This is a genomic window from Clavibacter michiganensis subsp. insidiosus, assembly GCF_002240565.1.
Lineage (GTDB): Bacteria > Actinomycetota > Actinomycetes > Actinomycetales > Microbacteriaceae > Clavibacter > Clavibacter insidiosus.
Genome location: NZ_MZMO01000001.1, coordinates 1,088,927 through 1,114,512, shown reverse-complemented (window position 1 = coordinate 1,114,512; position 25,586 = coordinate 1,088,927). Strand labels below are relative to the sequence as shown.

General features: G+C 73.1%; 28 protein-coding genes and 1 tRNA gene. 10 read left to right on the top strand and 19 right to left on the bottom strand.

Going from position 1 to position 25,586, the window contains the following annotated elements; translation table 11 throughout:
- Positions 1-80: 80 nt before the first annotated feature.
- From pth to B5P21_RS17605, 3 genes are all read right to left on the bottom strand, one after another.
- Positions 81-668 carry an aminoacyl-tRNA hydrolase gene (gene pth / locus B5P21_RS05645; protein ID WP_045528834.1) on the bottom strand — a complete coding sequence of 196 codons (588 nt, stop codon included), beginning with the start codon at positions 666-668 and terminating at the stop codon, positions 81-83.
- A gap of 139 nt (positions 669-807) precedes the next feature.
- Positions 808-1,452, bottom strand: a complete 645-nt coding sequence (locus tag B5P21_RS05640) for a 50S ribosomal protein L25/general stress protein Ctc (RefSeq protein ID WP_045528836.1) — start codon at positions 1,450-1,452, stop codon at positions 808-810.
- 169 nt (positions 1,453-1,621) lie between these two features.
- Positions 1,622-3,556: a gluconokinase, GntK/IdnK-type gene (locus tag B5P21_RS17605; protein ID WP_094170887.1), complete on the bottom strand. Its 1,935-nt coding sequence runs from the start codon at positions 3,554-3,556 to the stop codon at positions 1,622-1,624.
- Between the two features lie 139 nt (positions 3,557-3,695).
- Between B5P21_RS17605 and gndA the strand changes: the two genes are divergently transcribed.
- Together gndA and B5P21_RS05625 are read left to right on the top strand one after the other, a co-directional pair.
- Positions 3,696-5,150 (top strand): NADP-dependent phosphogluconate dehydrogenase, encoded by a 1,455-nt coding sequence (gene gndA / locus B5P21_RS05630; protein ID WP_094170886.1) that lies wholly within the window; start codon positions 3,696-3,698, stop codon positions 5,148-5,150.
- Positions 5,151-5,219: 69 nt separating this feature from the next.
- A complete protein-coding gene (locus B5P21_RS05625; RefSeq protein WP_045528838.1) occupies positions 5,220-5,594 on the top strand; it encodes a hypothetical protein in 375 nt (124 codons plus the stop codon).
- Between the two features lie 28 nt (positions 5,595-5,622).
- On the opposite strand, the gene B5P21_RS05620 is transcribed toward B5P21_RS05625, so the two are convergent.
- The 4 genes from B5P21_RS05620 to B5P21_RS05605 form a co-directional block, all read right to left on the bottom strand.
- Positions 5,623-6,600 (bottom strand): ribose-phosphate diphosphokinase, encoded by a 978-nt coding sequence (locus B5P21_RS05620; RefSeq protein ID WP_045528840.1) that lies wholly within the window; start codon positions 6,598-6,600, stop codon positions 5,623-5,625.
- Between the two features lie 14 nt (positions 6,601-6,614).
- Entirely contained in the window at positions 6,615-8,159 is a 1,545-nt protein-coding gene (gene glmU / locus B5P21_RS05615; protein ID WP_045528842.1) for a bifunctional UDP-N-acetylglucosamine diphosphorylase/glucosamine-1-phosphate N-acetyltransferase GlmU, read from the bottom strand.
- Between the two features lie 48 nt (positions 8,160-8,207).
- Positions 8,208-8,282 (bottom strand) — tRNA-Gln (locus B5P21_RS05610).
- A 76-nt stretch (positions 8,283-8,358) separates the two neighbouring features.
- Complete coding sequence (locus B5P21_RS05605; protein WP_045528844.1) at positions 8,359-8,577, bottom strand: hypothetical protein; 219 nt, start codon at positions 8,575-8,577, stop codon at positions 8,359-8,361.
- A 52-nt stretch (positions 8,578-8,629) separates the two neighbouring features.
- On the opposite strand from B5P21_RS05605, the gene B5P21_RS05600 reads away from it, so the two are divergent.
- Positions 8,630-9,133 carry a MarR family winged helix-turn-helix transcriptional regulator gene (locus tag B5P21_RS05600; protein ID WP_045528846.1) on the top strand — a complete coding sequence of 168 codons (504 nt, stop codon included), beginning with the start codon at positions 8,630-8,632 and terminating at the stop codon, positions 9,131-9,133.
- Positions 9,134-9,169: 36 nt separating this feature from the next.
- Here B5P21_RS05600 and B5P21_RS05595 read toward each other — a convergent pair whose 3' ends face one another.
- From B5P21_RS05595 to B5P21_RS05585, 3 genes are read right to left on the bottom strand one after another with little or no spacing between them, the layout of a single operon-like run.
- Positions 9,170-9,526, bottom strand: a complete 357-nt coding sequence (locus B5P21_RS05595; RefSeq protein ID WP_045530422.1) for a TraR/DksA family transcriptional regulator — start codon at positions 9,524-9,526, stop codon at positions 9,170-9,172.
- 7 nt (positions 9,527-9,533) lie between these two features.
- A complete protein-coding gene (locus tag B5P21_RS05590; RefSeq protein ID WP_045528848.1) occupies positions 9,534-10,547 on the bottom strand; it encodes an LLM class flavin-dependent oxidoreductase in 1,014 nt (337 codons plus the stop codon).
- A 2-nt stretch (positions 10,548-10,549) separates the two neighbouring features.
- Entirely contained in the window at positions 10,550-11,362 is an 813-nt protein-coding gene (locus tag B5P21_RS05585; RefSeq protein ID WP_045530424.1) for a LysE/ArgO family amino acid transporter, read from the bottom strand.
- Between the two features lie 69 nt (positions 11,363-11,431).
- Between B5P21_RS05585 and B5P21_RS05580 the strand changes: the two genes are divergently transcribed.
- A complete protein-coding gene (locus B5P21_RS05580; protein ID WP_080939322.1) occupies positions 11,432-12,328 on the top strand; it encodes a LysR family transcriptional regulator ArgP in 897 nt (298 codons plus the stop codon).
- Positions 12,329-12,366: 38 nt separating this feature from the next.
- Here B5P21_RS05580 and B5P21_RS05575 read toward each other — a convergent pair whose 3' ends face one another.
- From B5P21_RS05575 to B5P21_RS05565, 3 genes are read right to left on the bottom strand one after another with little or no spacing between them, the layout of a single operon-like run.
- Complete coding sequence (locus tag B5P21_RS05575) at positions 12,367-13,026, bottom strand: methionine ABC transporter permease (RefSeq protein ID WP_045528850.1); 660 nt, start codon at positions 13,024-13,026, stop codon at positions 12,367-12,369.
- Position 13,027: 1 nt separating this feature from the next.
- Complete coding sequence (locus tag B5P21_RS05570) at positions 13,028-14,065, bottom strand: methionine ABC transporter ATP-binding protein (RefSeq protein ID WP_045528852.1); 1,038 nt, start codon at positions 14,063-14,065, stop codon at positions 13,028-13,030.
- Positions 14,062-14,994 (bottom strand): MetQ/NlpA family ABC transporter substrate-binding protein, encoded by a 933-nt coding sequence (locus tag B5P21_RS05565; protein WP_045528854.1) that lies wholly within the window; start codon positions 14,992-14,994, stop codon positions 14,062-14,064. The genes B5P21_RS05570 and B5P21_RS05565 overlap by 4 nt, the downstream gene beginning before the upstream one ends.
- A 350-nt stretch (positions 14,995-15,344) precedes the next feature.
- On the opposite strand from B5P21_RS05565, the gene B5P21_RS05560 reads away from it, so the two are divergent.
- Entirely contained in the window at positions 15,345-16,226 is an 882-nt protein-coding gene (locus B5P21_RS05560; RefSeq protein ID WP_045528855.1) for a hypothetical protein, read from the top strand.
- Positions 16,227-16,287: 61 nt separating this feature from the next.
- A complete protein-coding gene (locus B5P21_RS05555) occupies positions 16,288-17,115 on the top strand; it encodes a hypothetical protein (protein ID WP_045528856.1) in 828 nt (275 codons plus the stop codon).
- Positions 17,116-17,127: 12 nt separating this feature from the next.
- On the opposite strand, the gene B5P21_RS05550 is transcribed toward B5P21_RS05555, so the two are convergent.
- Entirely contained in the window at positions 17,128-18,945 is a 1,818-nt protein-coding gene (locus B5P21_RS05550) for an ABC-F family ATP-binding cassette domain-containing protein (RefSeq protein WP_094170885.1), read from the bottom strand.
- A 146-nt stretch (positions 18,946-19,091) separates the two neighbouring features.
- On the opposite strand from B5P21_RS05550, the gene B5P21_RS05545 reads away from it, so the two are divergent.
- From B5P21_RS05545 to B5P21_RS05535, 4 genes are all read left to right on the top strand, one after another.
- On the top strand, positions 19,092-20,378 hold the full coding sequence (locus B5P21_RS05545; protein ID WP_045528858.1) for an MFS transporter: 1,287 nt from the start codon (positions 19,092-19,094) through the stop codon (positions 20,376-20,378).
- A gap of 166 nt (positions 20,379-20,544) precedes the next feature.
- The gene (locus B5P21_RS16800; RefSeq protein ID WP_015490923.1) at positions 20,545-20,715 is read left to right on the top strand and encodes a hypothetical protein; all 171 of its coding nucleotides are present in this window, start codon (positions 20,545-20,547) and stop codon (positions 20,713-20,715) included.
- Between the two features lie 136 nt (positions 20,716-20,851).
- On the top strand, positions 20,852-22,573 hold the full coding sequence (locus B5P21_RS05540; RefSeq protein WP_094170884.1) for a DUF2142 domain-containing protein: 1,722 nt from the start codon (positions 20,852-20,854) through the stop codon (positions 22,571-22,573).
- Positions 22,570-23,067: a GtrA family protein gene (locus B5P21_RS05535; protein ID WP_045528864.1), complete on the top strand. Its 498-nt coding sequence runs from the start codon at positions 22,570-22,572 to the stop codon at positions 23,065-23,067. The genes B5P21_RS05540 and B5P21_RS05535 overlap by 4 nt, the downstream gene beginning before the upstream one ends.
- On the opposite strand, the gene B5P21_RS05530 is transcribed toward B5P21_RS05535, so the two are convergent.
- The 5 genes from B5P21_RS05530 to B5P21_RS17040 form a co-directional block, all read right to left on the bottom strand.
- Positions 22,956-23,465, bottom strand: a complete 510-nt coding sequence (locus tag B5P21_RS05530; protein WP_045528866.1) for a DUF2304 domain-containing protein — start codon at positions 23,463-23,465, stop codon at positions 22,956-22,958. The genes B5P21_RS05535 and B5P21_RS05530 overlap by 112 nt on opposite strands.
- Entirely contained in the window at positions 23,462-24,196 is a 735-nt protein-coding gene (locus tag B5P21_RS05525) for a glycosyltransferase family 2 protein (RefSeq protein ID WP_094170883.1), read from the bottom strand. The genes B5P21_RS05530 and B5P21_RS05525 overlap by 4 nt, the downstream gene beginning before the upstream one ends.
- A gap of 52 nt (positions 24,197-24,248) precedes the next feature.
- Entirely contained in the window at positions 24,249-24,410 is a 162-nt protein-coding gene (locus B5P21_RS05520) for a molybdenum cofactor biosynthesis protein MoaE (protein WP_373455980.1), read from the bottom strand.
- Positions 24,411-24,546: 136 nt separating this feature from the next.
- On the bottom strand, positions 24,547-24,720 hold the full coding sequence (locus tag B5P21_RS16795) for a hypothetical protein (protein WP_158385398.1): 174 nt from the start codon (positions 24,718-24,720) through the stop codon (positions 24,547-24,549).
- 82 nt (positions 24,721-24,802) lie between these two features.
- Positions 24,803-25,348, bottom strand: a complete 546-nt coding sequence (locus tag B5P21_RS17040) for a hypothetical protein (RefSeq protein ID WP_133064168.1) — start codon at positions 25,346-25,348, stop codon at positions 24,803-24,805.
- Positions 25,349-25,586 lie beyond the last annotated feature (238 nt).

The following is a 25,586-nucleotide window of genomic DNA, read 5'->3' as shown; positions in this document are numbered from 1 at the left end:
CGTACGCGCCGCCACCGACGCGCTCGCCGTCGTCCGCCGTGGGCGGACGCGCGGGCCGCACGTCGGGCCCGCCGCGCGGATCAGGACGCGGCGGTGTGGAAGCGCAGCTGCGCGGCGATGAGGCCGTCGGCGGCGATCATCTCGACGGCGTCGGCCGCGTCCTCCAGCACGTTGGGCAGCACCTGCCGCTCGGTGGAGGAGAAGGGCTTGAGCACGAAGTCGGCCGCGTCCTGGCGGCCGGGCGGTCGGCCGATGCCGATGCGCACGCGCGTGAAGTCGCCCGTGCCGACGGAGGAGATGATGTCGCGGATCCCGTTGTGCCCGCCGTGCCCGCCGCCCTGCTTGAGCTTCATGGAGTCGAACGGGATGTCGAGCTCGTCGTGCGCGACCACGAGCTGCGCGGGCTCGAGCGAGAAGTACTTGAGGAGGTTCGCGACCGGACCGCCGGACAGGTTCATGAACGAGCTCGGCTTCGCGAGGATGAGCTTCGGCCCGCCGGGCACCGCGCGCCCCTCCGCGACCTGCGCGTTGGCGCGGTGCGAGCGGAAGGTGGCGCGCATGCGGTCGGCGAGCACGTCGAGCGCCATCTGGCCGACGTTGTGCCGCGTGCCCGCGTACTGCGGGCCGGGGTTGCCGAGGCCGACCACGAGCAGGGTCCGGTCGTCCACGTGCGCTCTCCTCCTGGTCGTCGCATCCGGGGGCGGATGCGCGGAGCCCGCCGGCCGCTGCCGGTGTCCCGGACGGCGGCCGACGGGCTCCGTGGTGCTGGTCGTGCTGGTCGTGCGTGCGGCCTGGGCCGCGGGGATGCTACTTGTCGTCGCCCGACTGGTCGCCGGTGGCGCCGTCGTCGGTGACCGCGACGTCCGCGTCGCCCTCGGCCACGACGTCCTCGTCGACCGCGTCGGTCGTGAGGTCGAGCTGGGGCACGGAGATCGCGACCACGAGGGTCTCGGGGTCGGTGACGAGGTTGGCGCCGGCGGGGAGGTCGACCTGGCCGGCGGTGACCTGGGTGCCCTCCTCGAAGCCCTCGATGGAGACGACGAAGCGCTCCGGGATGTGGGTGGCCTCGACGTCGACCGTGATGGAGGTGTTCTCGAGGTTGTGGATCGTGCCGGGGTAGGATTCGCCCTCGACGTGGATCGGGACCTCGACCTCGACGCGCTCGCCCCGGCGAACGACGATGAGGTCGACGTGCTCGATGATCTGGCGCACGGGGTCCTTCTGGACGTCCTTCACGAGCACCAGCTGGGGCGTGCCCGCGATGTCGAGCGTGATGATCTGGTTGGCCTTGCGGATGATGAGCATGAGCTCGTGGCCCGGCAGCGTGACGTGCTGCGGGTCGGTGCCGTGGCCGTAGATGACCGCGGGGATCTTGCCGATCGCGCGGATCTTGCGGGCCGCGCCCTTGCCGAACTGCGTGCGCAGCTCCGCGGAGAGGTTGTTGTCAACCATGGTGTCGCTCCAATTGCGGCCCGTGAGGGCTCGCGTCGTATGCCTGTGTCTGCTCGAACGCTTGCGCGTGAGGAATGAGGTGCGAGCCCCGTCCACCGCGTCGATAACGGACCGCCGCCGCGCTCGCGCGCGGCTCCTGCGATCCCTCGCCGAAGTTCAACCCCCGATGCTACCGGACGGACGGGTCCCTGGTCGACGCGTCCGACACGTCCGGGGCCGCCGCCGGCGATGGGGATCCCGGCGCGGGCGGCGTGGACTGCCCGACCCGGAGCCGCAGGCCGTCGTGGACGCCGTCGACGACGTCCTCGAACGCGACCGGGGCGCCGAGCGTCGCCGACACGTAGACGCTGACGACCGTCGCGAGCGACAGGAACGCGTCATCGACCGTGACCCCGGCGGGGCGACCCGTGCGCAGGGCGTCGGCGATGTCGTCGTACTGGCGGTAGTGGCCCTCCAGGTACGTGTTGTCGAGGCGCGGCGAGCGCGGCAGGTCGGCCGCGTGGATCTCCAGCTCGGCGTCGTTGCGCACGTCCGCCTGCGCGGGCACGCCCGACTCGGGAGCGGCGTGGAAGTAGGTGAGGGAGCCGGCCTCGATGACGGCGGATCCGCGCGTGCCCTGCACCTGCACCCGGGTGTCGAGGCCCGGGTAGCCGGCGGTGGTCGCCTGCAGCGTCGCGAGGGCGCCGAAGGCGAACCGGATCACGGCGACCGCGACGTCCTCGACCTCGATGCCGTCGTGCGCGAGCAGCGCGGTCTGCGCGTAGACCTCGACCGGACGGCCGAGGTAGGAGACGAGGAGGTCGAGCGTGTGCACGCCCTGGTTCATCAGGGCGCCGCCGCCGTCGAGGTCCCACGTGCCGCGCCAATGGCCGGAGTCGTAGAAGCCCTGGCTGCGCCACCACGGCGCGCTGGCGACCGCGGTGGTGAGGCGGCCGAGGCGGCCGGAGCGCACGGCGCGGTCGACGATCACGCTCGACGGGTTGAAGCGGTGCTGGCTGATGACGGTCGCGAGGATCCCGCGCCCGGCGGCCTCGCGCGCGAGCTCCGCGATGCGGCGGCCGCGCGCCAGGTCGACGTCGAGCGGCTTCTCGATGACCACGTGGAGGCCGGCGGCGAGCGCCTCCTCGGCGAGGCCGATGTGCAGGCCGCTGGGGGTGCAGATGACGACGAGCTCGGCAGCGTCGGCGCGGATCATGTCGCCGCGGTGCGCGAAGACGCGCGGGCGGTCGGCGCGCAGCTCCTCGACCACCACGTCGGCGAGCTCGTCGGCCGTGGTGGCCGAGACGTCGACGAGCGCGGCGACGCGGAACTCGGGGTGCTCGGCGAGGACGCGCGCGTGGTGCGTGCCGATGACGCCGCAGCCGACGATCGCGACGCGGATGGGCTCGTGGATGGCCGCGGCGGGCGCCCCCTCCGCGCCGGCGGACGGTGCCGCGTCGGCGCGGTGCAGGTCCGCGCGGGGCACGTCGGCGTCGGACCGCGCCTCGCGGACGACCGCGGGGACGTCCGCGTCGGGCACCGCCGCGGCGGGCTCGGTCGAGGTGGCCGGCGCGTCGTCGAGGCGACCGGGCGACGCCGTGCGCCCGCCCGGGAGCAGCTCGCGCACGGCCGCGTCGGCGAGCGCGACGGGGTCGTCGGTGATGTCGAGGGTGATGCCCTGCTCGTCGTCGCCGAGCGGCTCGAGCGTGCGCAGCTGCGACGCGAGGAGGCTCGACGGCATGAAGTGGCCCTCGCGGCCGCCGAGGCGCTCGGCGAGCAGCTCGTGGTCGCCGGCCAGGTGCACGAAGACGGCGTCGGGCGCGGCGGCGCGGAGGACGTCGCGGTAGGAGCGCTTCAGCGCGCTGCAGGCGACGACCGGCCCGCCCTCGGGACGGCCGGCGAGCTCCCGGCCCACCCGCTCGAGCCAGGGCCGGCGGTCGTCGTCGTCGAGCGCGTGGCCCTCGGCCATCTTGCGGCGGTTGGCCTCGGGGTGGAGGTCGTCGCCGTCGATGAAGGGGACGCCCGCGTCCTGGGCGAGGATCTCGCCCACCGTCGACTTGCCGGATCCGGAGACCCCCATCACGATCACGGGCGGGAACGGGCGGACGGCGTCGATGCGGATCACTCCCTGCGGTTCGGTGAGGAACTCGTGCGGCGCTCCGTCGTGGTGCGCTCGTCCATCCTACGAGACGCTCCCCGACGCCCCGCTGACGGTCGGGAGCCCGGGCGTAGCCTGATGACGACTGTCGACAAGGAGGCATCAGATGTCAGATGACCAGCAGGCCACGGCGAACATCGGGGTGGTGGGGCTCGCGGTGATGGGGTCGAACCTCGCCCGCAACCTCGCCAGCCGCGAGGGCAACACGGTCGCGGTGTACAACCGCACGACCCAGAAGACCACCGACCTCGTCGAGGAGCACCCCGAGGCGGGCTTCGTCGCCGCCACCACGATCGAGGAGTTCGCCGCCTCGCTGCAGCGTCCCCGCACCGCGATCATCATGGTCAAGGCCGGACGCGGCACGGACGCCGTCATCGAGCAGCTGACCGAGGCGTTCGAGGAGGGCGACATCATCGTCGACGGCGGCAACGCGCTGTTCACCGACACGATCCGCCGCGAGAAGGAGGTCCGCGCGAAGGGCCTCCACTTCGTCGGCGCCGGCATCTCCGGCGGCGAGGAGGGCGCGCTCAAGGGCCCGAGCATCATGCCCGGCGGCACCGCGGAGGCGTACGAGACGCTCGGCCCCATCCTCGAGTCGATCGCCGCGGTCGCGGAGGGCAAGCCCTGCGTGACCCACATCGGCACCGACGGCGCCGGCCACTTCGTGAAGATGATCCACAACGGCATCGAGTACGCCGACATGCAGCTCATCGCGGAGTCGTTCGACCTGCTGCGCCGCGTCGGCGGGCACGAGCCGGACGCCATCGCGGACGTCTTCGAGGAGTGGAACGGGGGCGACCTCGAGTCGTACCTCATCGAGATCACCGCCGAGGTGCTCCGCCAGAAGGATGCCGCGACGGGCAAGCCGCTCGTCGACGTGATCGTCGACCAGGCCGGGTCCAAGGGCACGGGCGTCTGGACCGTCCAGAACTCGGTGGGCCTCGGCGTGCCGGTGGGCGGGATCGCGGAGGCCGTGTTCGCGCGCGCCGTGTCCTCCAAGCCCGAGCAGCGGAAGGCCGTGCAGGCCACCATCACGAACCGTCCGGAGATCCAGCCGGGCGGCGACACCTTCGAGGACGACGTGCGCGCCGCGCTCTACGCGAGCAAGGTCGTCGCGTACGCGCAGGGCTTCGACGCGATCATCGCGGGCGCGAAGGAGTACGGCTGGGACATCGACAAGGGCAAGGTCGCGGAGATCTGGCGCGGCGGATGCATCATCCGCGCCCAGTTCCTCAACCGCATCGTCGAGGCGTACGAGAAGGACTCCGGCCTCGCGACGCTCCTCGAGGACCCGTACTTCGCGAAGGCCGTCGCCGACGGCGAGCAGGCCTGGCGCCGGGTCGTCTCGGTCGCCGCGCTGTCCGGGATCCCGGTGCCCGGCTTCGCGTCGGCGCTCAGCTACTACGACTCGCTCGCCTCCGAGCGGCTGCCCGCCGCCCTCGTGCAGGGTCAGCGCGACTTCTTCGGCGCGCACACGTACCACCGCACCGACAAGGAGGGCACCTTCCACACGCTGTGGTCCGGCGACCGCTCCGAGGTCGAGGCGGAGGACACGCACTAGCCGCACGACCCCGTCGCCGACGCCCCGCCGCCCATCCCGGGCGGCGGGGCGTCTGCCACACTGGGGCGGATGGACGAGGACGAGCACCGGGAGCTCGCGGGCTACGAGCCGCACCGCCCGCGGAGCCTGCGCAGCAAGCGCACGCTGCTCGTGATGCGGGTGGTCGTCGTGGTCGGGATCGTGAGCCTGCTGCTCCCCGGCGTCGTGACGGTGGTGCGCGTCGGCGCGAGCACGGCCGACATGGCGTGCGCCGACTTCGTGGCGTACGAGCGGCCCGACTCCCCCTCCTACGAGGTGCGGTTCCAGCTGTTCGGGCCCGGCGTCGTGGGCTACGAGTGCTACACGAAGTACGCCTTCGGCGGCGACGAGCACATCACGTCGCTCGGGCTCATCCCCTCGGGGCGCGTCGCGCGCGAGGTCGTCGAGCGGAACTCCCGGGACTGATCCCGGGAGCCGCCGCGAGCGTGGCGGCCTAGGCCGCGCCGTCGAACATGCTCGTGACGGATCCGTCGTCGAACACCTCGTGGATCGCCCGGGCCAGCAGCGGCGCGATGGGCAGCACCGTGAGCTTGTCCCAGCGCTTCTCCTCGGGGATCGGGAGCGAGTCCGTGACCACGACCGAGTCGATGTGCGGGCTGTCCAGGATCTGCGTCGCCGGGTCCGAGAAGACCGCGTGCGTGGCCGCGACGACGACGCCCGTGGCGCCGTTCTTCTTCAGCGCCTCGGCGGCGGAGACGATGGTGCGGCCGGTGTCGATGAGGTCGTCCACGAGCAGGCACACGCGGCCGGCGACGTCGCCGACGATCTCGTGCACGGTGACCTGGTTGTGCACCTTCGGGTCGCGGCGCTTGTGGATGATGGCGAGCGGGGCGCCGAGCTTGTCGCTCCAGATGTCGGCGACGCGCACGCGTCCCATGTCGGGCGAGACGACCGTGAGGGTCTTGGAGTCGAGCACCGAGCGCATGTGCTCGAGGAGCACGGGCATCGCGAAGAGGTGGTCGACGGGGCCGTCGAAGAAGCCCTGGATCTGCGCGGCGTGCAGGTCGACCGACATGATGCGGTCGGCGCCGGCGGCCTTGAAGAGGTCGGCGACGAGGCGGGCGGAGATCGGCTCGCGGCCGCGGCCCTTCTTGTCCTGCCGGGCGTAGGGGTAGAACGGGGCGACCACGGTGATCCGCTTGGCCGAGGCCCGCTTCATCGCGTCGACCATGATGAGCTGCTCCATGAGCCACTCGTTGATGGGCGCCGTGTGCGACTGGATGACGAACGCGTCGCTGCCGCGGACGCTCTCGTCGTACCGGATGTAGAGCTCGCCGTTGGCGAAGGTCCGCGCGTCCGTGTGCACGAGGGTGGTCTCGAGCTCCTGGGCGATCTGCTCGGCGAGCTCGGGGTGCGCGCGACCCGTGACGATCACGAGACGCTTCTCTCCGGCGGTCTTGATTGCGGACACGGGACTCCGTCTCGTCAGTGCTGCTCGGTGTGCTCGGTCCCGGACGGAACGTCCTGGTGCCCTTCGGCGGCCTCGACGGCGGCCCGGGCCTCGGGGGTGCCCGGTCGCTTCGCCTCGGTCCAGCCGACCATGTTGCGTTGCGGCGCCACCGAGATGCCGAGTGCGCCGGGCGGGACGTCCTTGCGGATGACGGCACCGGCACCCGTGTAGGAGCCGGTACCGATCCTAACCGGTGCGACGAGGACGTTCCGCGAGCCGAGATGCACGTGGTCGCCCACCTCGGTGCGGTGCTTCGTGTGCCCGTCGTAGTTCGCGAAGACCGCTCCCGCGCCGATGTTGGTGTGCGCGCCGATCGTCGCGTCGCCGACGTAGCTGAGGTGCGGGACCTTGCTGTGCTCGCCGATCTCCGCGTTCTTCGTCTCGACGTAGGCGCCGATCTTGCCGTCGTCGCCGAGGCGCGTGCCGGGCCGCAGGAAGGAGAACGGGCCGACCGTCGCGCGGGCGCCGATGACGGCCAGCTCTGCGTCGGTGCGGCGGACCACGGCGTCCTCGCCGACCTCGGTGTCGCGGAGGGTCGTGTCCGGGCCGACCGTTGCGCCCGCGGCGACCGTGGAGGCGCCGAGGACCTGGGTGCCCGGGAGGACGGTGACGTCGGCGGCGAGCGTGGCCTTCACGTCGATCCAGGTGGTGCGCGGATCCTGGATCGTCACGCCCGCGAGCTGCCAGCGGCGGATGATGCGCGCGTTCAGCTCCGTGGCCGCGGCCGTGAGCTGGACGCGGTCGTTGATGCCGGCGACGAGCCAGCTGTCGCGCACAGGGAGGGCCTCGATGGCGCCGCCCGCGCGGCGGATCACGTCGGCCGCGTCGGTGAGGTACTTTTCGCGCTGCGCGTTGTCGGTGCCGATCGCGCCGAGGGTCTGCCGGAGCGCCTCGGCGTCGAAGACGTAGACGCCCGCGTTGACCTCGTCGATGCGGAGCTGGTCGCCGGTCGCGTCCTTCTGCTCGACGATGGCCTCGAACGCGCCGTCCTGGCCGCGGATGATGCGGCCGTTGCCGGTCGGGTCATCGAGGCGGGCGGTGAGGAGGGTCAGGTCGTTGCGCGCCTGGCGGTGCGCGGAGACGAGCGAGCGGAGGGTGGCGGCGTCGAGCAGGGGCACGTCGCCCGAGAGCACGACGACCTGGCCGGTGAAGCCGTCGGGCAGGGCCGTGATGCCCACCTCGACCGCGCGGCCGGTGCCGGGGATCTCGTCCTGGTCGACCACGAGGGCCTGCGGTGACAGCGCGCGCACGACCTCGACGACCTGGTCGCGGTCGTGCCGGACGACCGTGACGATGTGGCGCGCGCCGAGCTCCTCCGCGGTGGCGAGCACGTGGCCGACGAGCGGCAGGCCGGCGAGCGGGTGCAGGACCTTGGGGAGGCGCGAGCGCATGCGGGTGCCCTGGCCGGCGGCGAGGATCACGACCGCGATGGAGGGGCTGCGCGGCTCGCCGTCGACGTCGAGCTCGCCCGTCACGATGGGGATCTCGCGGGTCGTCGGCGTGGTGTCTGAGTCGGTCATGGCGATCTCCCTGATCCTCGTGCGTCTGTCCGGCGCGGCCGGCGGACGTGGCTCCGCCCCCAGGATTCGAACCTGGACCTCACAGCTCCAAAGGCTGAAGTGCTGCCGTTACACCAAGGCGGACCGCTCACGGTCCGGCCGTGCGCAGGACGAGTCTGCCAGAGGTGCCCGGCGGCGGAGACCGGGACGCGGCGGGCGCTCAGGCGTCCCGCGCGCGGCGTCGGCGGAGGACGCCGCGGATCCGCAGCAGGAGGAACAGCGCACCGGAGACCGCGATCCCGACGGCCCCCGTCCACAGCGGCGCCGTCAGGACGAGGTTCGCGACCGGGGCGAGGAGGAGCGCGACGACGAAGGACACGGCCAGGGCGCCCACGTACCACCACGGCATGACGGAGCGGATGGAGGGGAGGTCGGCCATGCCCCTCACGCTAGCGATCGGGCGGACGCCCCCGGACCGGCATGATGGGGGGATGCCCAGCCGCGACGAGGTCGACCGCATCGTCGACGCGTGGCGGCGCGAGCGGCCCGACCTCGACTTCTCCCCGCTCGAGGTGCTGTCGCGCGTCGGCCGCCTGGCGCGGCTGCTGGAGCGGGCCAGGCGCTCGGCGTTCCAGGAGTCGGAGCTGGAGTCGTGGGAGTTCGACGTGCTGTCGGCGCTGCGGCGGGCGGGCGATCCCTACCAGCTCAGCCCCAAGGCCCTGCTGCAGCAGACGCTCGTCTCCTCGGGGACGATGACGAACCGCATCGACCGGCTCGTGGCGCGCGGGCTCGTGGAGCGGCGCACGGATCCGCACGACGGGCGCGGGATCCTCGTGGTCATGTCGGACGCCGGGCGCACGCGCGTCGACACCGCGATCACGCGGCTCGTCGCCGAGGAGGCGGAGCTCCTCGACACGATGCCGGGCGCCGACCGCGACGTGCTCGCGGGGCTGCTGCGGCAGCTGATCCTCGACCTCGACGACGACGGGGCCTGACCGGCACGACCCGGTCGTCGGTCCCGACGGCCCCGCTCAGGCGTGCGCGACGCAGCGGCGCGCGGCCGGGCGGATCTCGAGCCGGCCCGCCGGGATCGCCTCGCCGCACACCTCGCAGCGCCCGTATGCGCCCGCGTCGAGGCGCGCGACCGCGGCGTCGACGTCGGCGAGGCGCACGCGGGCCTCGCGGATCATCGCGTCGGACTGCGAGCGCTCGAACGCGAGGGTCGCGCCCTCGGGGTCGTGCTCGTCGTCCGAGTTCGCGTCCTGCCGGGCCTCGACGATCGCCGCCACGTCGCGGTCGAGGCCGCGGATGAGGGCGAGCGTGTCGGCCCGCAGCGCGGCGAGGCCCGCGCGCGGGTCCGCCGGAGCGGGAACGGCGTCGTCGGCCACCGGCCGGCTACGCGGCGACGGGGACGAGCGCGTGCGCATCCGCCATCAGCTCGACCGAGCGGAGGCGCTCGGGCGTCCGCTGCGACGCGTGGCCGACGATGACCTCGTCGACCCCCGCCTGCTCCGCGAACCGGTTCGCGTAGTCGGAGACCTCGGCGCCCGTGCCGACTGCCGTGTAGGTCATCATGCTGGCGACGTGCGCGCCGACAGGTGCCTCGAGGAGGCGGTCGAGCTCGTCGTCGGTGAACGTCTGCGTGGCCGGGATCTGGCCGCTCTGGCGCAGCAGCATCATGAGGCGGGCCCGGCGGACGTCGGCGAACTGGCGCTCGGCGTCGGCCCGGTCGTCGGCCGCGATGGCGTTGATGCCGGCGATCGCGTAGGGCGCGTCGAGCTGCTCCGACGGGCGGAAGTCGCGGCGGTAGATGGTGATGGCGTCGAGCAGCATGTCGGGCGCGAAGTGCGAGGCGAACGCGAACGGCAGGCCGAGGGCGGCGGCGAGCTGGGCGCCGAAGGTCGAGGATCCGAGGATGTAGAGGGGCACGCGCGTGCCGGCGCCGGGGGTCGCGGACACGCCGGGCACCTGGCTCTCGCCGGCGAGGAACGCCTGCAGCTCGACGACGTCCTCGGGGAAGCGGTCGGAGGATCCGGGATCGCGGCGGAGCGCCCGGAAGGTGGCCTGGTCGCTGCCGGGGGCGCGGCCGAGGCCGAGGTCGATGCGGCCCGGGTGCAGCGTCTCGAGCGTGCCGAACTGCTCCGCGATGGTGAGCGGCGAGTGGTTCGGCAGCATGACGCCGCCGGAGCCGAGCCGGATGGTGGACGTCTGGCTCGCGACGTGGGCGATGAGGACGCTCGTCGCGCTGGACGCGATCGTGGCCATGTTGTGGTGCTCGGCGTACCAGACGCGGCGGTAGCCGCTGCGCTCGGCCTGCTGGGCGAGGGCGACGGAGGCGGCGAAGCTGTCGCGGGCGGTCTCCCCGGGGGCGATGGGGGCGAGGTCGAGGATGGAGAGCGGGACGGTCATGCTCATCCCAACAGCGCGGGCGCCTCCGGTGTTCCGAGCCCGGTCGGAGCGGGGGCGGTGGGCGCGTCGGCCTTCGTGGCGTCCGTGGCGCGTACCGTCGCCGCGCGTCGCCGACGCGCGACCGACCACGCGGCCACGGCACCCGCGAGCAGGGCGCACACGATGGTGGCGACGAGGATCCGCATCCCATTCCCCAGCTCTGCCGGCACGAGCGGCAGCAGGATCTGCACGGCGAGCACGAGCATCACGCCGGCGATCACGGTGTCGAGCACGCGCCAGGCGGCCGGCCGGGCGAGCACCGGCGCGAAGACCCGGGCGGCGGTCGCGAGGAGCGTGAACCAGACGCAGCTCGCGACCATGGCGCCGACCCCGAAGGCCCAGCGGCCGTCGCCGTGGCCGGCCGCGACGGATCCGACGAGGAGGACGGTGTCGAGGTAGACGTGCGGGTTCAGCCAGGTGAGGGCGAGGCACGCGGCCACGACCGCGCCGAGCGCGCGGGGTGCCGACGCGGCGACCGCGAGGCCCTGCGGCGCGACGGCCCGGAGCAGCGAGAGCGCGGCGTAGCCCGCGAGGAAGCAGGCGCCGAGGATCCGGATGACGACGATCGCGACGGGCGCCGCCTGGATCAGCGCGCCGACGCCCGCGACGCCGAGGCCGATGAGGATCACGTCGGACACCGCGCAGATGAGTACCACGACGAGCACGTGCTCGCGCCGCGTGCCCTGCCGGAGGAGGAACGCGTTCTGCGCGCCGATCGCGGCGATGAGCGAGAAGCCGAGGCCGAAGCCGGAGAGCGCGTGCGCGAGCGGGTGCATGGGTCCCACGCTAGGCACCGGGCGCGCATCAGACCAGCTCATGTTCCTGCGGCACCATTAGCATCGCTGATGATGGACATCCGCACCGAGCACCTGCGCACCCTGGCCGCCGTGATCGACACGGGCACGCTCGACGCGGCCGCCCGGGCGCTGCGGCTGACGCCCTCCGCGGTGAGCCAGCGGATCACCGCGCTCGAGCGGAGCGCCGGCCGCGTGCTCCTGCGCCGCACGCGCCCCGCGACCACGACCGAGGCGGGCGACGCCGTGCTGCGGCACGCGCGCCAGGTGCTCCTGCTCGAGCGCGACCTCGACGGGCTGCTCGGCGTGGGCGAGGGCGACGCGCCCCGCGGGGGGACGGCCGCGGTGCCCGTCGTCGCCAACGGCGACTCGCTCGCGTCGTGGCTGCTGCCCGCGTTCGCGGGGCTCGCGGCCGAGACCGGGCAGGCGATCGAGGTGCTGCGCGAGGACGAGCACCACTCCCTCGACCTGCTGCGCGACGGATCCGCGATGGCCGCCGTCACGAGCGTGAAGGACCCGGTCCAGGGCTGCACGTCGGAGCGCCTCGGGCGGATGCGGTACCGCGCGCTCGCGACGCCCGCCTACGTCGCCGCGCACCTGCCCGACGGCCCCACGCCGAGCGCGCTGGCCGCCGCGCCGCTCGTGATGTTCGACCGGAAGGACGCCATGCAGGACCGCTGGCTCCGCGGCCGCCGCGCGCCCGCCGGCCAGCCGCGGCACTACGTGCCGTCGTCGGCGGAGTTCGTCACGGCGGTCACGCTCGGCATGGGCTGGGGCATGCTGCCCGACCTGCAGAGCGAGGAGCTCGTGGCGTCGGGCGCGCTCGTGCCGCTCGACGCCGGATCCCACGTGGACGTGGCCCTGCACTGGCAGCGCTGGAGCGTCGACTCCCCCGTGCTCGCCGACCTCACCCGCCACGTGCGCGCCGCGGCCGCCTCGCTCCGGTAGGAGCGCGACGGCCGCGAGGTCGTGCCGAGGTGGCGGCGTCAGCGCCGGAGCGCCGCCCGGGCCATCCGGTTGCCGACGAACTGCACCACCTGCACGAGCACGATGATGATGAGCACGGCCGACCACGTGACGACCGGCTCGAACTGCCGGTAGCCGTAGACGATCGCGAAGTTGCCGAGGCCGCCCGCGCCGATCGCCCCTGCGACGGCCGTCATGTCGACGATGCCGACGAAGATGAACGTGTAGCCGAGGATGAGCGGGCCGAGCGCCTCCGGGATCAGCAGCGTGAAGATGATCCGCACCGGGCTCGCGCCCACGGACCTCGCCGCCTCGATCACGCCCGGCTGCACCGTGAGCAGGTTCTGCTCGACGATGCGGCTGATCGCGAAGGACGCCCCCAGCGACAGCGTGAAGATGATCGCCGGCTGCCCGATGCCGTTGCCCGTGACCAGGCGCGCGAGGGGCTGGGCCGCGACCAGGAAGATCACGAACGGGATCGGCCGGAAGGTGTTGACGACCACGTTGAGGACCGCGAACACGGCCCGGTTCGGCAGCAGGCTGCTGGCGCGCGTGAGGTAGAGCCCGAGGCCCATGATCAGGCCGCCGAGCCCGCCGAACAGCAGCGTGAGCAGCACCATCACGAGCGTCTCGACCGTCGACCGGCCGAGGAGCGGCAGGAGCGGGGTGAGCGCGTCCATCTCAGGCCACCTCCGTCACGGTGACGCCGGCGCGGTCGGCCGCGAGCACCTCGTCGATGCGCGCGGGGTCGCCCCCGAGCGCGAGGGTCAGGTTGCCGAACGTGCGGCCCTGGATGTCGGTGATCCCGCCGTGCACGACCTCGAACGCGATGCCCGCATCCGCGAGCGCACGGAACACCTCGGTCTGCGTGGCGCCGCCGTCCGCGAAGGACAGCGTGACGAGGCGCCCGGGGTGCCGCCGGCGGAGGCGCTGGACCTCCTCGGCCTCGGGCACGCCCGCGACCACGGTCGACACGAAGCGGCGCGCCGCGTCGCTCGTGGGCTGCGAGAACACGTCGAAGACCGCGCCCTGCTCGATGACGCGGCCCGAGTCCATGACGGCCACGCGGTCGGCGATGGACTTGATGACCTCCATCTCGTGCGTGATGACGACGATGGTGACACCGAGCTCCTCGTTGACCCGGCGCAGCAGCGCGAGGACCTCGCTCGTGGTCTCGGGATCCAGCGCGCTCGTGGCCTCGTCGGCCAGGAGGATCGCGGGGCTCGTCGCGAGCGCCCGGGCGATGCCGACGCGCTGCTTCTGCCCGCCGGACAGCTCGTCGGTGCGGGCGTGCGCCTTGTCGGCGAGGCCGACGAAGTGCAGGAGGTCGCTGATCCGCCGCTGCTGCTGGTCCTTCGGCATGCCGGCGACCGTGAGCGGGTACGCGACGTTGCCCCACACGGTCTTCGACGTGAAGAGGTTGAACTGCTGGAACACCATACCGATGCCGAGGCGCAGCTTCCGCAGCTCCCGCTCCGGGAGGCCCTGGATCTCCCGGCCGTCGACCGAGACGGTGCCGGCGGTCGGCCGCTCGAGCGCGTTCACGAGCCGCACCAGCGTGCTCTTGCCGGCGCCCGAGTAGCCGATGATCCCGAAGACCTCGCCGCGGCGGATGTCGAGGTCGACGTCGGCGAGCGCCTCGAGGGCCGGCTCGCCCTTCGCGCGCGGCGGGTACTGCTTGCCGACGCCGCGGAGGGAGACGTGCGGGGCGTCCGTCATCGAGCCGCCTTCTTCTCGGCGACGGCCTTCTCGGTGGTGGTGAGGAGGCTCTGCAGCTCGTCGGCCGGCGTCTGCAGCGGGATGGCGGTGCCGCCCGAGTTCTCGACGACCGCGTCCACGACGGCGGGGGTGTCGCGGAAGATCTGCGCGAGCTTCAGGTAGGTCTCGTTCTGGGCGTCGTCGGCGCGGGCCGCGAAGACGTTGACGTAGGCGAGCGCCTTCGGGTCGCTGGGGTCGTCCTGCGCGATCGCGTCGTCGGCGGTGAGGCCTGCGTCGGTCACGAAGTCGTTGTTGATGATGACGGCGTCGGCGTCCGGCAGCGACGTGGCGGTGAGCGCGGCGTCCACCGTGGTGACGCTGACCTTCGAGGCGGCCTGGTCGATGTCGTCGAGCGTGGAGACGCTGGATCCGCCGCCCTTCAGCGTCAGGAGGCCCTCGCGCTGGAGCAGGAGGAGGCCGCGGGCGAGGTTCGACTCGTCGTTGGGCAGGATCACGGTGCCGCCCTGCGGGATGTCGGCGACCGAGGCGTGCTTCGACGAGTACAGCCCGAGCGGGTAGATCGCCGTGGCGCCGATGGGCGCGAGGTCCTCGCCCGCGCCCTCGTTGTACTGCGCGAGGTAGACGAGGTGCTGGAACTGGTCGAGGTCGATCTCGCCCTCGGACAGGGCGGGGTTCACCTGCGGGTACTCGGTGAAGTCGACGATCTCCACGTCGATGCCCTGCTCCTTCGCCGCCTCGACGAAGAGGGGCCACTGCGGGTCGCTCGCGCCGACGACGCCGATCTTGACGGCCTTGCCGCCGCCCGAGAACGCGCCGACGGCGAAGAGGACGGCCGCGACGACTGCGAGGACGACGACGACCGCGACGATGATGAGGCCGAGTCGGTTCCTCCGCTTCGGGGCGTCGATCAGGGGTGCCTGGGTGGTCATGGGGGTCCTCTCGGTGGTGCGGGTGCCGGTGCTGTCCGGTGGTGGTGCGGGTGCCGGTACGTGTGCGGTGGAGCGGATGCGGGATGCGGGCCTCCGGCGGGTGACGCGCGGGCGCGCACGCCGACGCGGTCGGGCGGACGCGCGACGGAGTCCGGACGGGATGCCTGCCGGGAGGCGAGCACGGGACGACGTCCCCGCGTGCGGTGCGGGACGCCGACGACGGCCGATGGCCGCGTCCCTGCAGCACCTCGACGGTAGGCGGCCGGGCGGGGGCGTGTCGAACCGGGCCGTAACACGGGGACACCCCGCACCGGCCGTGCGATGTGGCAGGGTCGGCCACGGAGGTGCCCATGCACGAGGACGACGACGACGACTCCGCGATCCCCGTCGAGGATCTGCGGCGCCGCGTCTACGCGCAGGGGGCCGACGGCGGCGACGAGCGGTGGATCCGCGCGGCCGCCGAGCTCGCCCGCCGCGAGCGCGCGTCCCGGCCCGCCGCGGACGACGGCGCCCGGGGATCCGGCGCCCGGGAATCCGACGACGACGACCGGACGGATGCGGGGGCCGAGGCGACGGACGACGAGGGTCCCGCCGCCCCGGGCGACGCCGACGGCTCCGCCGCCCCGCCCCGCGGATCCCGTCGCGTCCTCCTCGGGGTCGCCGCCGCCGCGCTCGCGATCGGTCTGGCCGCGGGAGGCGCGGTCGGCGCGTCCCTCGGCGGCGGATCCCCCGCCACGACCTCCGCCGACGGCACGCCGCGCCCCGGCGCCGACGCGCCCCCGGCCGCAGCCGGATCCTCGCCCGCCCCGGCCGCGAGCGCCGACGGCCCCGCGCTCCTCGGCCCCGACTCCACGTCCGACCAGCGCAGCCGCCCGGTCGGCGCGATCTTCGACGGCCCGCAGGAGGACGGCGACCGCCCGCCCAAGGCCGTGCGCGCGGACGTCGACGCCACCTCGATCCGCGCGGTGCAGACGAGCGTCGGCCTCTACGCCGGGCTCTCCGTCTCCGGCGACCTGTGCCTCCTGGTCTTCCCGAGCGGCGGCGCGGGCATCGTCACGTGCGCGTCGCCCGACCGCGTCGCGTCCGACGGCCTCCGGATCGCGTGGACGACCGGGTTCCCGTCGCGCAACCGCGACGGCTCGACGGGCATGATCACGGGCGACGTGACGGCGACCTGGTCGGGCGACGACCTCATCACGCTCACCACGCCGGACCGCATCCTCGCGTACTGAACGGCCGCGCCGGACCGCGCGGGCGGTGTGGGAGGGTCGACGCGGCGAAGGGGACACCACCATGGACGCACGCACGCCGGGATCCGGCGACGACCTCACCGCGCTCCCGCTCGACGCGCTCCGGCAGCTGGTCTACGCGCAGGGCGCCGACGAGACCGACGAGCGGTGGATCCGCGCGGCGGCCGAGCTGACCCGCCGGGAGCGCGCGTCCTCGCCCGGATCCCGCGCCGCGGACGGTCCTGCGGAGAGCGACGGAGCCGACCCCGCCGATCATCCCGCCCACTCCGGCCGCCGCCCGCTCGCCTGGGTCGGCGCCGCCCTCGTCGTCGGGCTGCTCGCGGGCGCGGGCATCGCCGCCGGCGTCGGTTCCGCGGCACCGTCCGCCGACGCGACGCCGACCCCGTCCGCCAGGGCGACCGACGAGGCCGCGCCGGCGCCGGATCCCGCGGGCGTCCGCTCGCTGCTCGGCACCGACATCAGCCGCACCTCGGCGCCCGTGGCGGTAGACGGCATCCTCGCCGCGCCGCAGGCGGAGGCCGACGCTCCCCCGCGCTCGCCGGGCGGCGACATCGACCTCACCTCCATCCGCGGCGTGCAGACGAGCGTCGGGCTCTACGTGGCGCGCACGATCTCCGGCGACGCGTGCCTGCTCGTGTACCCGCGGACGGGATCCTCCCCCGCGGAGGGGGACAGCCCCGGCTCCGGCGTCGCGTCGTGCGCCCCGCCCGCCCAGCTCGCCGTCTCGGGCCTCGAGGTCACCTGGATCGCGGACGTCCCGGCGCGCGCCTTCGACGGCAGCGTGCGGATGGCCGGAGGCGGGCTCAGCGTCGTCTGGTCCCCCGACGGGACGCTGACGCTGAGCTCGCCGGACGTCCTGCTCGCCTACTGACCCCGCGTCGGATCAGCCCTCGAGCAGCTCGCTCAGCTCCATCCAGCGGCTCTCGAGCGCCTCGACGTCGGCCTCGATGGCGCGCACGCCCTCGTTGAGCTTCCCCAGCCCGTCGTAGTCGTTCGGGTCGTGCTCGGCCATCGCGTCGAGCGCCTGGCGTCGGCGCGTGTCCGCCTTCTCGAGCTTCCGCGTGATGCTGGCGAGCTCCTTCTGCGCGTTCCGCAGCTCGGCGCCCTGCAGCTGCGAGCCGCCGGATCCGCCGAGCGTCGCGGTGGCCTGGCCGCCGACCTCGTCGGGCCGGGCGACGGTCGCCTTCTCGGCGTTGCCGGGCTGCGACCGGAGCGTCAGGTACTGCTCCACGCCGCCGGGGAGGTGGCGCAGGTTCCCGTTCATCACCGCGTACTGCTGGTCGGTGACGCGCTCGATGAGGTACCGGTCGTGGCTCACGACGAGCAGCGTCCCGGGGAACGAGTCGAGCAGGTCCTCCATGGCGGCGAGCATGTCGGTGTCGAGGTCGTTGGTGGGCTCGTCGAGGATCAGCACGTTCGGCTCGTCGAGCACGATGAGGAGCAGCTGGAGGCGCCGCTTCTGGCCGCCCGAGAGGTCCTTCACGGGCGTGGACAGCTGCGCGCTGGTGAAGCCGAGGCGCTCGAGCAGCTGGCCGGGCGTCATCTCCTTGCCGCCGGCGACGTAGGTGGTGCGTTGGCGGCCGATGACGGTCGACACGCGGTCCTCGAGCACGTCCTTCAGCTCGTCGAGCTGCTGCGTGAGCACGGCGACCTTGATGGTCTTGCCGCGCTTGACCCTGCCGGTGGTGGGCTGCAGGGATCCCGCGACGAGCGAGAGGAGCGTGGACTTGCCCGCGCCGTTGACGCCGAGGATGCCGGTGCGCTCGCCGGGCGCGATGCGCCACTCGACGTCCTTCAGGATCTGCTTCTCGCCGTAGCTGACGGACACGTCGAGCAGGTCGACGACGTCCTTGCCGAGCCGCTGCATCGCCATGGACGCGAGCGAGACCGTGTCGCGCGCGGGCGGCTCGTCGGCGATGAGGGCGTTGGCCGCCTCGATCCGGAACTTCGGCTTGGCCGTGCGCGCGGGCGCCCCACGGCGCAGCCACGCGAGCTCCTTCTTCATGAGGTTCTGGCGCTTCGCCTCGGAGACGGCGGCGCTGCGGTCGCGCTCGACGCGCTGCAGGATGTACGCCGCGTACCCGCCCTCGAACGGCTCGATGAGGCGGTCGTGGACCTCCCACGTGGCGTTCGCGACCTCGTCGAGGAACCACCTGTCGTGGGTCACGACGATGAGACCGCCGGAGTTCGGCGCCCAACGGCGACGGAGGTGGCCGGCGAGCCAGGCGATGCCCTCGACGTCGAGGTGGTTGGTGGGCTCGTCGAGGAAGAGGATGTCGTGGTCGCCGATGAGGAGCTTCGCGAGCGCGACCCGGCGGCGCTGGCCGCCCGAGAGGTTCGCGACGTCGGCATCCCACGGCACATCGGAGGCGAGGCCGTCGATCACGTCGCGGACGAGCGGGTTGCCCGCCCACTCGTGCTCGTCGATGCCGCCGACGATGGCCTCGCCGGCGGTCTGGCCGTCGGGCAGGGTGTCGCTCTGGTCGAGCACGCCGATGGTGATCCCGCGGCGGCGCGTGACGCGGCCGCTGTCGGGCTCGAGGCGCCCGGCGAGGAGGGAGAGGAGGGTCGACTTGCCGTCGCCGTTGCGTCCGACGATGCCGATGCGGTCGCCCTCGTTCACCCCGATGGTCACGTCGTCGAAGATCACGCGCGTCGGGAACTCGAGGTGGAGCGCTTCGGCTCCCAGTAGATGGGCCACCGCACGAGCCTAGGTGACCCCCGCCCGGGGAATTCCCGCGGGGCGCCCGCCGTTGGCCTCCCACGTGACCCGCGAGGGCCGCGCGCTCGACGGGGAGCGGTCCGCCCCGCCGCCGCGCGGGGACCAGCCCACCGCGAGGAGCGCGCATGACGACCACCGGCACCGAGACCGCATCGATCCCCGTCGCGGGTGCGCCCGCCGCCTCGCCGGTCCGCCGCGAGTCGGCCGCCGGCCTCCTCGTCTACGCGCTGACGCTGCTCGTGCTCGTGGCCTCGGGCGCCGCGCCCTCGCCCCTCTACCCCGTGTACCAGGAGGAGTGGGCGCTGCCGCCCGTGGTCCTCACCATCGTGTTCGCCGTCTACGTCGCCGGGCTCCTCGCGACGCTGCTCACGGCCGGCCGGCTCTCCGACCACATCGGCCGCCGCCCCGTGATCCTCGGCGCCCTCGCCGTCTCCACCGCCGCGATGCTCGTGTTCGCCTTCGCGCACGACGGGCTCGCGCTCGTGGTCGCCCGCATCCTCCAGGGTCTCGCGATCGGGCTGGCGACCGGTGCGCTCGGCGCCGGGATGATCGACCACCAGCCCACCCGCCGCTCCGGGCTCGCCGCGTTCCTCAACGGCGTCGTGCCGCCCGCGGCGCTCACGGTCGGCGCGCTCGGCAGCGGCTTCCTCGTGGCCTACGGACCCGCGCCGGAAGAGACCGTGTTCGTCGTGCTCGCCGCGCTCATGGTCGCCGCGGGCGTCGCCGTCGCGTTCGTGCCCGAGCGCCAGCCGCGCCGGGCAGGAGCGCTCCGGTCGCTGATCCCGTCGGTCGCCGTGCCGCGCGCCGCTCGCTCCGTGTTCGCCGCGGTCGTCGGCGGCATGATCGCGAGCTGGGCGCTCGGCGGCATGTTCCTGGCCTTCATCGGATCCGTGCTCGGCACCACGTTCGGCCTGCACAGCGCCGCGCTCACGGGCGCCGCGATCGCCCTGTTCACCGGCACGGGCGCGATCACCGGCATCGTGATCCGCACCCGCGACGCCCGCCGCAGCCTCATCGTCGGCGTGGTCGCTCTCGTGCTCGGGCCGGTCGGCCTCGTCGCGGCGATCTGGACCGCGTCGCTCCCCCTCTTCGGCGTCGCCGCGGTGATCGGCGGCGTCGGCTTCGGCGCGGGCTTCCAGGCGGGCCTCCGGCTCGTGCTCGCGGAGGCGCCCGTCGATCAGCGCGCGAGCCTCCTCTCCTCCGTCTACGTGGCCAGCTACCTCGCCTTCGGCGTGCCGAGCATCGTCGCGGGCGTCTTCGTCGAGGCGGACGGGCTGCCGATCGTGCTCACGGTCTACGGCGCGTTCGTCGCGGCGAGCGCCCTCGTCGCCCTCGTGCTGCAGCTCACCGGGCGCCGCACGCGCCGGGCGGAGCGCATCGCCGACGCCATCGACGCCGCCGCCGTCTCCTGACGGCCACCCCCGGGCAGGGGGCCGAGCGGCGCCGACGGACGGGTCCGCGGGCGGCCCGGTCCGGGGTAGCATCGGGGCGCCGAGCGGCCCGCTCCACCTCGTCCGCCGCCCGTACCCTCCTGGCTGACGCCCCGTCCGGCCGCCCGCGAATCGAAGGAAGACCCCCATGGCATTCATCGTCGTCCTGCTCGTCCTCTGGCTGATCCTCACGGTGGTCGGCTTCGCCATCAAGGGCCTCATCTGGCTCGGCATCATCGGCATCATCCTGATCCTCGGCACGATCGTGCTCGGCAGCCTCCGCCGCCGCTACAACTCCGCGAAGACCCCGAAGGCGTAGCGCCCGCCCGCTCCGGGCCCCGGACGACGACGGGCTATCCTCGTCTCGGACCGCGGGACCGCCACGTGCAGGTCGCCGTCCGCAGGGGGCCCGCCGGCCGCTCCTGTCCGCACGCGCTGCACGTCCCGGAGAGACCATGATGCGAACGCCCCCGCACGCCCGCGCCCCGCGCACCGACGGCCGGCCGGGCAGGGCGTCGCTCCTCGTGTTCCTCGCGGCCCTCATCGGGATCGGCGTGCTCAGCGCCCTGTGGGCGGTCACGACGCCGCTCGGCGCGAGCCCGGACGAGCCGGCGCACATGAACAAGGCGGCCTCCGTGGTCCGGGGCCAGTTCCTCGGCGACGTGACCGACGACCCGCAGGTGCGCACGGTCCAGGTGCCCGCGGGCGTCGCGTACTCGGATCCCTCGGCGTGCGCCCGGCACGACGGCGACAGGACGGCCGACTGCGCGCCCGGCTTCCCCGCCGGCGACGCGGCCGACCGCATCGTCTCCACCGAGACGAGCGCCGGCCTCTACGACCCCGTCTACTACCTGCTCGTCGGCTGGCCGACGCTCATCTGGGGCGGCAGCACCACGGCCGTGTTCGGGATGCGCCTCGTGAGCGCGCTCCTCTGCACGCTGCTCGCGGCGGGAGCGCTGGCGTACCTCGCGCGCCTGCCGCGCCCCGTCCTCCCCGTGCTCGCCACCTTCGCGGCGCTCACGCCCATGACGCACTCGCTGTTCGGATCCGTGAACCCCAACGCCTTCGAGATCGCGGCGACCGCGGCGTTCGCGGCCGCCTACGTCTCGGGCCTCGTGCGCGGCGGGCCCGTGAGCTGGCGCACCGCGGCCTTCCTCGCGGTCACGGGCGGGCTGCTCGTGCACGCGCGCGGCCTCTCGCCCATGTGGCTCGGCGTCGTCGTGGTGGCGGGAGCCTGCCTCGTCGGGTGGCCCCGCGCCTGGGCGTACCTCCGCCGGCCCCAGGTGCTCACCGCGGTGGGCGTCGTGGCCGTGTCGACCGCGCTCGCCGTCGTCTGGATCCTGCGCACCGGCTCGCTCGCGGCCGTCGGCGTCTACGAGCGCGCGGGCACCAGCTTCGGCGAGGGCCTGGTGATCATGCTCGAGCGCACCGTCGACTACGCGCGCGACATGGTCGGGAACTTCGGCTGGCTCGACACGGCCATCCCGTCGTACGCGGTGTTCCCCTACTTCGTGGGCTGGGGCGTCATCGTCGCCGCGGCCCTCATGATCCCGTCCGCGAAGGGCGGGCGACGCGCGGTCGTCGTCGCCCTCGTCGGCTTCGTGCTCCTGCCGGCGCTCGTGCAGGCGTCGTCGGTGACGAAGTCCGGATTCGTGTGGCAGGGCCGCTACAACCTGCCCGCGTACCTGCTCCTGATCATGGTCGCGGCCGTCGTCGCCGCGCCCGCGTTCGACCGGGTCCCCGCCTTGGTGCACCGGCGGATCCTGGCGCTCGTCGCGGTCGTCCACGCCGCGGCCGCGTTCGTGGGCCTCATGACCTTCCTGCGCCGCAACTCCGTGGGCCTCAGCGCGTCGTGGTCCGACCTGCTGCTGCGGCCGCGGTGGTCGCCGCCCGTCGTGGGCGTCGAGCCGTGGATCCTCGCCATCGCCGCGGGGTCCGTGGTCGCGGGCGCCGCGCTGCTCCTCGCGGTGCTGGCCGCCCGACGCGACGCCCCGGCCGAGGCCGCGCTCGACGCCGGACCCCGCGGGCTCCCGGGCGTGGGCCTGCCGACCGCCCCCGACCCGGGCCGTGGCACCGTGGCCGCGTCCGCGGAGGCGCGCGCCGACGCCGATCCCGTCCCGGCGCCCGAGGCGCTCGCGACGACCCGCACGACCGCCGACGGGACGCGCGACGCATGAGCACCGGGATCCCCGGCCGCCTCGCGCGCTTCCGCTCCGGCCGCCTCTACGGGCCGTTCGTCTACCTCGCGGTGGGCGGCGTGGCCTTCGTCGTCGACCTCGGCCTGCTCATCGTCGGCCGCGACCTCCTCGGGTGGCCGCTGGCCGCCGCGAGCGCGACCTCGTTCTGGGCGGGCCTCGTCGTCAGCTACGTGATGCAGCGCTTCCTGACGTTCCGCGACCAGCGGTCGGACTGGCACAGCGTCTGGAAGTACGGGGTGCTCGTGGCGGTGAACTCGCTCGCGACCGTGCTGATCATCGAGCTGTTCGACCGCATCGGCCTCGGCTACATCGTCGGCAAGTTCGTGTCGACGGCGCTCACGATGCTCTGGAACTACGCCGCCTACAGGTTCTGGGTGTTCGCGGACCGCTCGGGGGACGCGGCGGGGGCCGGCGCGGCAGGCGACGCCGGAGACGTGGCCGACCCGCGCCCCTCGGATCCCGCCGCCGACTGATCCCGGTCGGCGGGCGTCGCGGGCGATGCGTCGACGCGGGCGGCGCGTGCCTCCTGCTCGAGGTCGCGCAGACGCAGGTCGGTCATGGCGCTCTCCTCCGCGAGGCGACGGACCTTGTCCTCCAGGTCGGTGAGCTCGGCGCTGAACTGCACGCAGACCAGGAAGATCACGACGATGCTCGCGAAGAACGCGAGGTTGAGCGGCTCCTGCACGCCGAGGAACCGGGCGGCGCCCGAGAGCAGCGGGGGGAAGACGCTGATCACGAGGGCCACGATGCCCGCGACCAGCCACCACACGGCGTGGCGCTCCCGGAGGCGGCGCCGACGGAGGCGCTCGATCACGACGCCCACGGCGAGGAGCGCCGCGACGAGGGTGAAGACGTAGCTGGTGGGGTTCACGCGGTGACCGCCTTGACGGGTCGGCTGATGGGACAGATGAGGGCGATCACGAGCGCCATGCCGGCGCGCGCCAGGTAGATGGCCGCCTTCGCCGGGTTGTGGGAGGCGACGCCGCCGGCGCGGGGCCGCATGGAGACGGGGACCTGTTCGATGGAGAGGCCGTGGCGGGCCGCGATGACCAGCGACTCGACCGTGTCGCCGAGGTACTCGGCCGGGTAGTTCTCGGCGAAGAGCGCGACGGCGCGGGGGCCGGATCCGCGGTAGCCGGAGGTCGTGTCGGTGAGGGCCGTGCGCGCGATGCGGCTGAGCGTGAAGCTCAGGAACCTCATCGCCCACTTGCGCGGGCCCGATACCTCGTAGTCGCCCTCGCCCGCGAAGCGCGCGCCGATGACGACGTCCTTGCGCTGGAGGGCCTCGAGCAGCTGCGGGACGCTCTCGGGGTTGTGCTGGCCGTCCGAGTCGATCTGGATGACGTTGTCGAAGCCGTGGCGCTGCGCGTAGCGGAACCCCGCGCGCATCGCGCCGCCGACGCCGAGGTTGAACGGGAGCTCGAGGACCCGCGCGCCCGCGGCCTGCGCGACCTCGACCGTGCGGTCCTTGGATCCGTCGCTGACCACCAGGCAGGCGATGCCGGGGAGCGTGTCGAGGACCTCCCGCACCACCTGGCCCACCGCCTCCTCCTCGTTGTACGCGGGCATGACGATGAGGGTCGTGCTCAGGCTGGCGGGCATGCTGAGAGGGTAGCAAGCTGGCGCCGGACGCCCGCGCGGGATCGCCGGGCTGTCAGCCGAGCGACGCCACCCATTCGCTCGTGCCGTCGTCGAAGGCCTGCTGCTTCCAGACGGGGACGCGCTGCTTGACCTCGTCCACGAGCAGGCCGCACGCGGCGAACGCGTCGGCGCGATGCGCGGAGGAGACCGCGCAGGTGAGCGCGACGTCGCCGATGCCGATGTCGCTCGAGGGGATTCAGCGAAGACCGCTCCACACAGAGAAAGCTGTCGTCACTCGAACCGGCAGCCTGTTCTCTGTGGGGCACGGATGCCCGGGACCCCGCTCCGACAGTCCCTTGAGAAACGCGTGCTCAATTGCGTCGTTTCTCGCGTTCGCGGCGTGCGACAGCTCCTATTGCACGCCCGCCGAACACGATCACTACCACGAAGCCGATCGATCCCGCGACGCGGACGATCCCGGATTGCTCGAAAGTGAGGAGTTGGATGAGGAGGCTGACTCCCAAACCGAGCACGGCGATGGCCACTATCTTGAGCTTCAACGTGAAACATCCCTCCAGGGTGGGCGCCGCGACTCGCGCGGCGCCCACCCCAGGGACGACCCAGGGGCTAGACGCACCGAATCCATGAGTCGTTTATACCAGTCCACGCTGCTTCATGTCCGAAGAAAGGTAGAAGCAGTTGGCGATCGTCAGAGCACTTTCCGTTGTAGCTGAGGTACTGCTGCGCCGCCCCGATGGCGACGCTGGTGATGAAGCAGCTTCCGGGAAACGCGCCGCACAAGGCGAAGCCGACCAGGACACCACTTCCGTTGATGATTGCATCTTGATCAAACGAATTGAGAAGGATGCAGGGATGCCCATGCCCGTCATCCGTGCCGCCGGAGATCTTCGACTCGAATTCACCCTCGGGAGGATTCGGTGCCGTACCCTCGGGGGAAGCCACCTCGATCCCATTGCCCACGTGGTAGGTCGTGACGGACCGCCCGTCTTCAAGCGAACTGCTTCGCGGGACGCCCGACGCATTCAAATCAGCCTGCACGGTACTGGCCGCTCGCTCTGAGACTGCTGACGCCGAGGAGTTCGGTGCGGACTCAGCGGCGTTCGCTGCGACGGACGAGGTAGATATCAAGCCCATGGCGATGACTGTCGCCACCGCCAGGTGGAGTGGAGCCTTGGATCTGCTGTTCAGTTGTCTTTCCTTCTATAGAGGAGTGAGACAGTCCGCGCACCGATGTCGCTCGACCTACGCTCGATGTGCCGGGGGAGCAAGGCAGGGCTCGGCATTCAGAGATGCCTCGCGTGACGTGGGCTTCGGTCAGAATTCCAGGAACGACTGAGCCCTCGAGGCCGAACTTAGAACTCGTGCTCTAAGTCCCGTCGACACAGTCCAC

What these genes read in the sequence shown, in the direction of transcription:
- B5P21_RS05640 (WP_045528836.1), bottom strand. Translation starts at nt 1,452, where the DNA reads ATGGTTGACAACAACCTCTCCGCGGAGCTGCGCACGCAGTTCGGCAAG.
- gndA (WP_094170886.1), top strand. Translation starts at nt 3,696, where the DNA reads ATGTCAGATGACCAGCAGGCCACGGCGAACATCGGGGTGGTGGGGCTC.
- B5P21_RS05625 (WP_045528838.1), top strand. Translation starts at nt 5,220, where the DNA reads ATGGACGAGGACGAGCACCGGGAGCTCGCGGGCTACGAGCCGCACCGC.
- glmU (WP_045528842.1), bottom strand. Translation starts at nt 8,159, where the DNA reads ATGACCGACTCAGACACCACGCCGACGACCCGCGAGATCCCCATCGTG.
- B5P21_RS05605 (WP_045528844.1), bottom strand. Translation starts at nt 8,577, where the DNA reads ATGGCCGACCTCCCCTCCATCCGCTCCGTCATGCCGTGGTGGTACGTG.
- B5P21_RS05600 (WP_045528846.1), top strand. Translation starts at nt 8,630, where the DNA reads ATGCCCAGCCGCGACGAGGTCGACCGCATCGTCGACGCGTGGCGGCGC.
- B5P21_RS05590 (WP_045528848.1), bottom strand. Translation starts at nt 10,547, where the DNA reads ATGACCGTCCCGCTCTCCATCCTCGACCTCGCCCCCATCGCCCCCGGG.
- B5P21_RS05585 (WP_045530424.1), bottom strand. Translation starts at nt 11,362, where the DNA reads ATGCACCCGCTCGCGCACGCGCTCTCCGGCTTCGGCCTCGGCTTCTCG.
- B5P21_RS05580 (WP_080939322.1), top strand. Translation starts at nt 11,432, where the DNA reads ATGATGGACATCCGCACCGAGCACCTGCGCACCCTGGCCGCCGTGATC.
- B5P21_RS05575 (WP_045528850.1), bottom strand. Translation starts at nt 13,026, where the DNA reads ATGGACGCGCTCACCCCGCTCCTGCCGCTCCTCGGCCGGTCGACGGTC.
- B5P21_RS05570 (WP_045528852.1), bottom strand. Translation starts at nt 14,065, where the DNA reads ATGACGGACGCCCCGCACGTCTCCCTCCGCGGCGTCGGCAAGCAGTAC.
- B5P21_RS05565 (WP_045528854.1), bottom strand. Translation starts at nt 14,994, where the DNA reads ATGACCACCCAGGCACCCCTGATCGACGCCCCGAAGCGGAGGAACCGA.
- B5P21_RS05560 (WP_045528855.1), top strand. Translation starts at nt 15,345, where the DNA reads ATGCACGAGGACGACGACGACGACTCCGCGATCCCCGTCGAGGATCTG.
- B5P21_RS05555 (WP_045528856.1), top strand. Translation starts at nt 16,288, where the DNA reads ATGGACGCACGCACGCCGGGATCCGGCGACGACCTCACCGCGCTCCCG.
- B5P21_RS05545 (WP_045528858.1), top strand. Translation starts at nt 19,092, where the DNA reads ATGACGACCACCGGCACCGAGACCGCATCGATCCCCGTCGCGGGTGCG.
- B5P21_RS16800 (WP_015490923.1), top strand. Translation starts at nt 20,545, where the DNA reads ATGGCATTCATCGTCGTCCTGCTCGTCCTCTGGCTGATCCTCACGGTG.
- B5P21_RS05540 (WP_094170884.1), top strand. Translation starts at nt 20,852, where the DNA reads ATGATGCGAACGCCCCCGCACGCCCGCGCCCCGCGCACCGACGGCCGG.
- B5P21_RS05535 (WP_045528864.1), top strand. Translation starts at nt 22,570, where the DNA reads ATGAGCACCGGGATCCCCGGCCGCCTCGCGCGCTTCCGCTCCGGCCGC.
- B5P21_RS05525 (WP_094170883.1), bottom strand. Translation starts at nt 24,196, where the DNA reads ATGCCCGCCAGCCTGAGCACGACCCTCATCGTCATGCCCGCGTACAAC.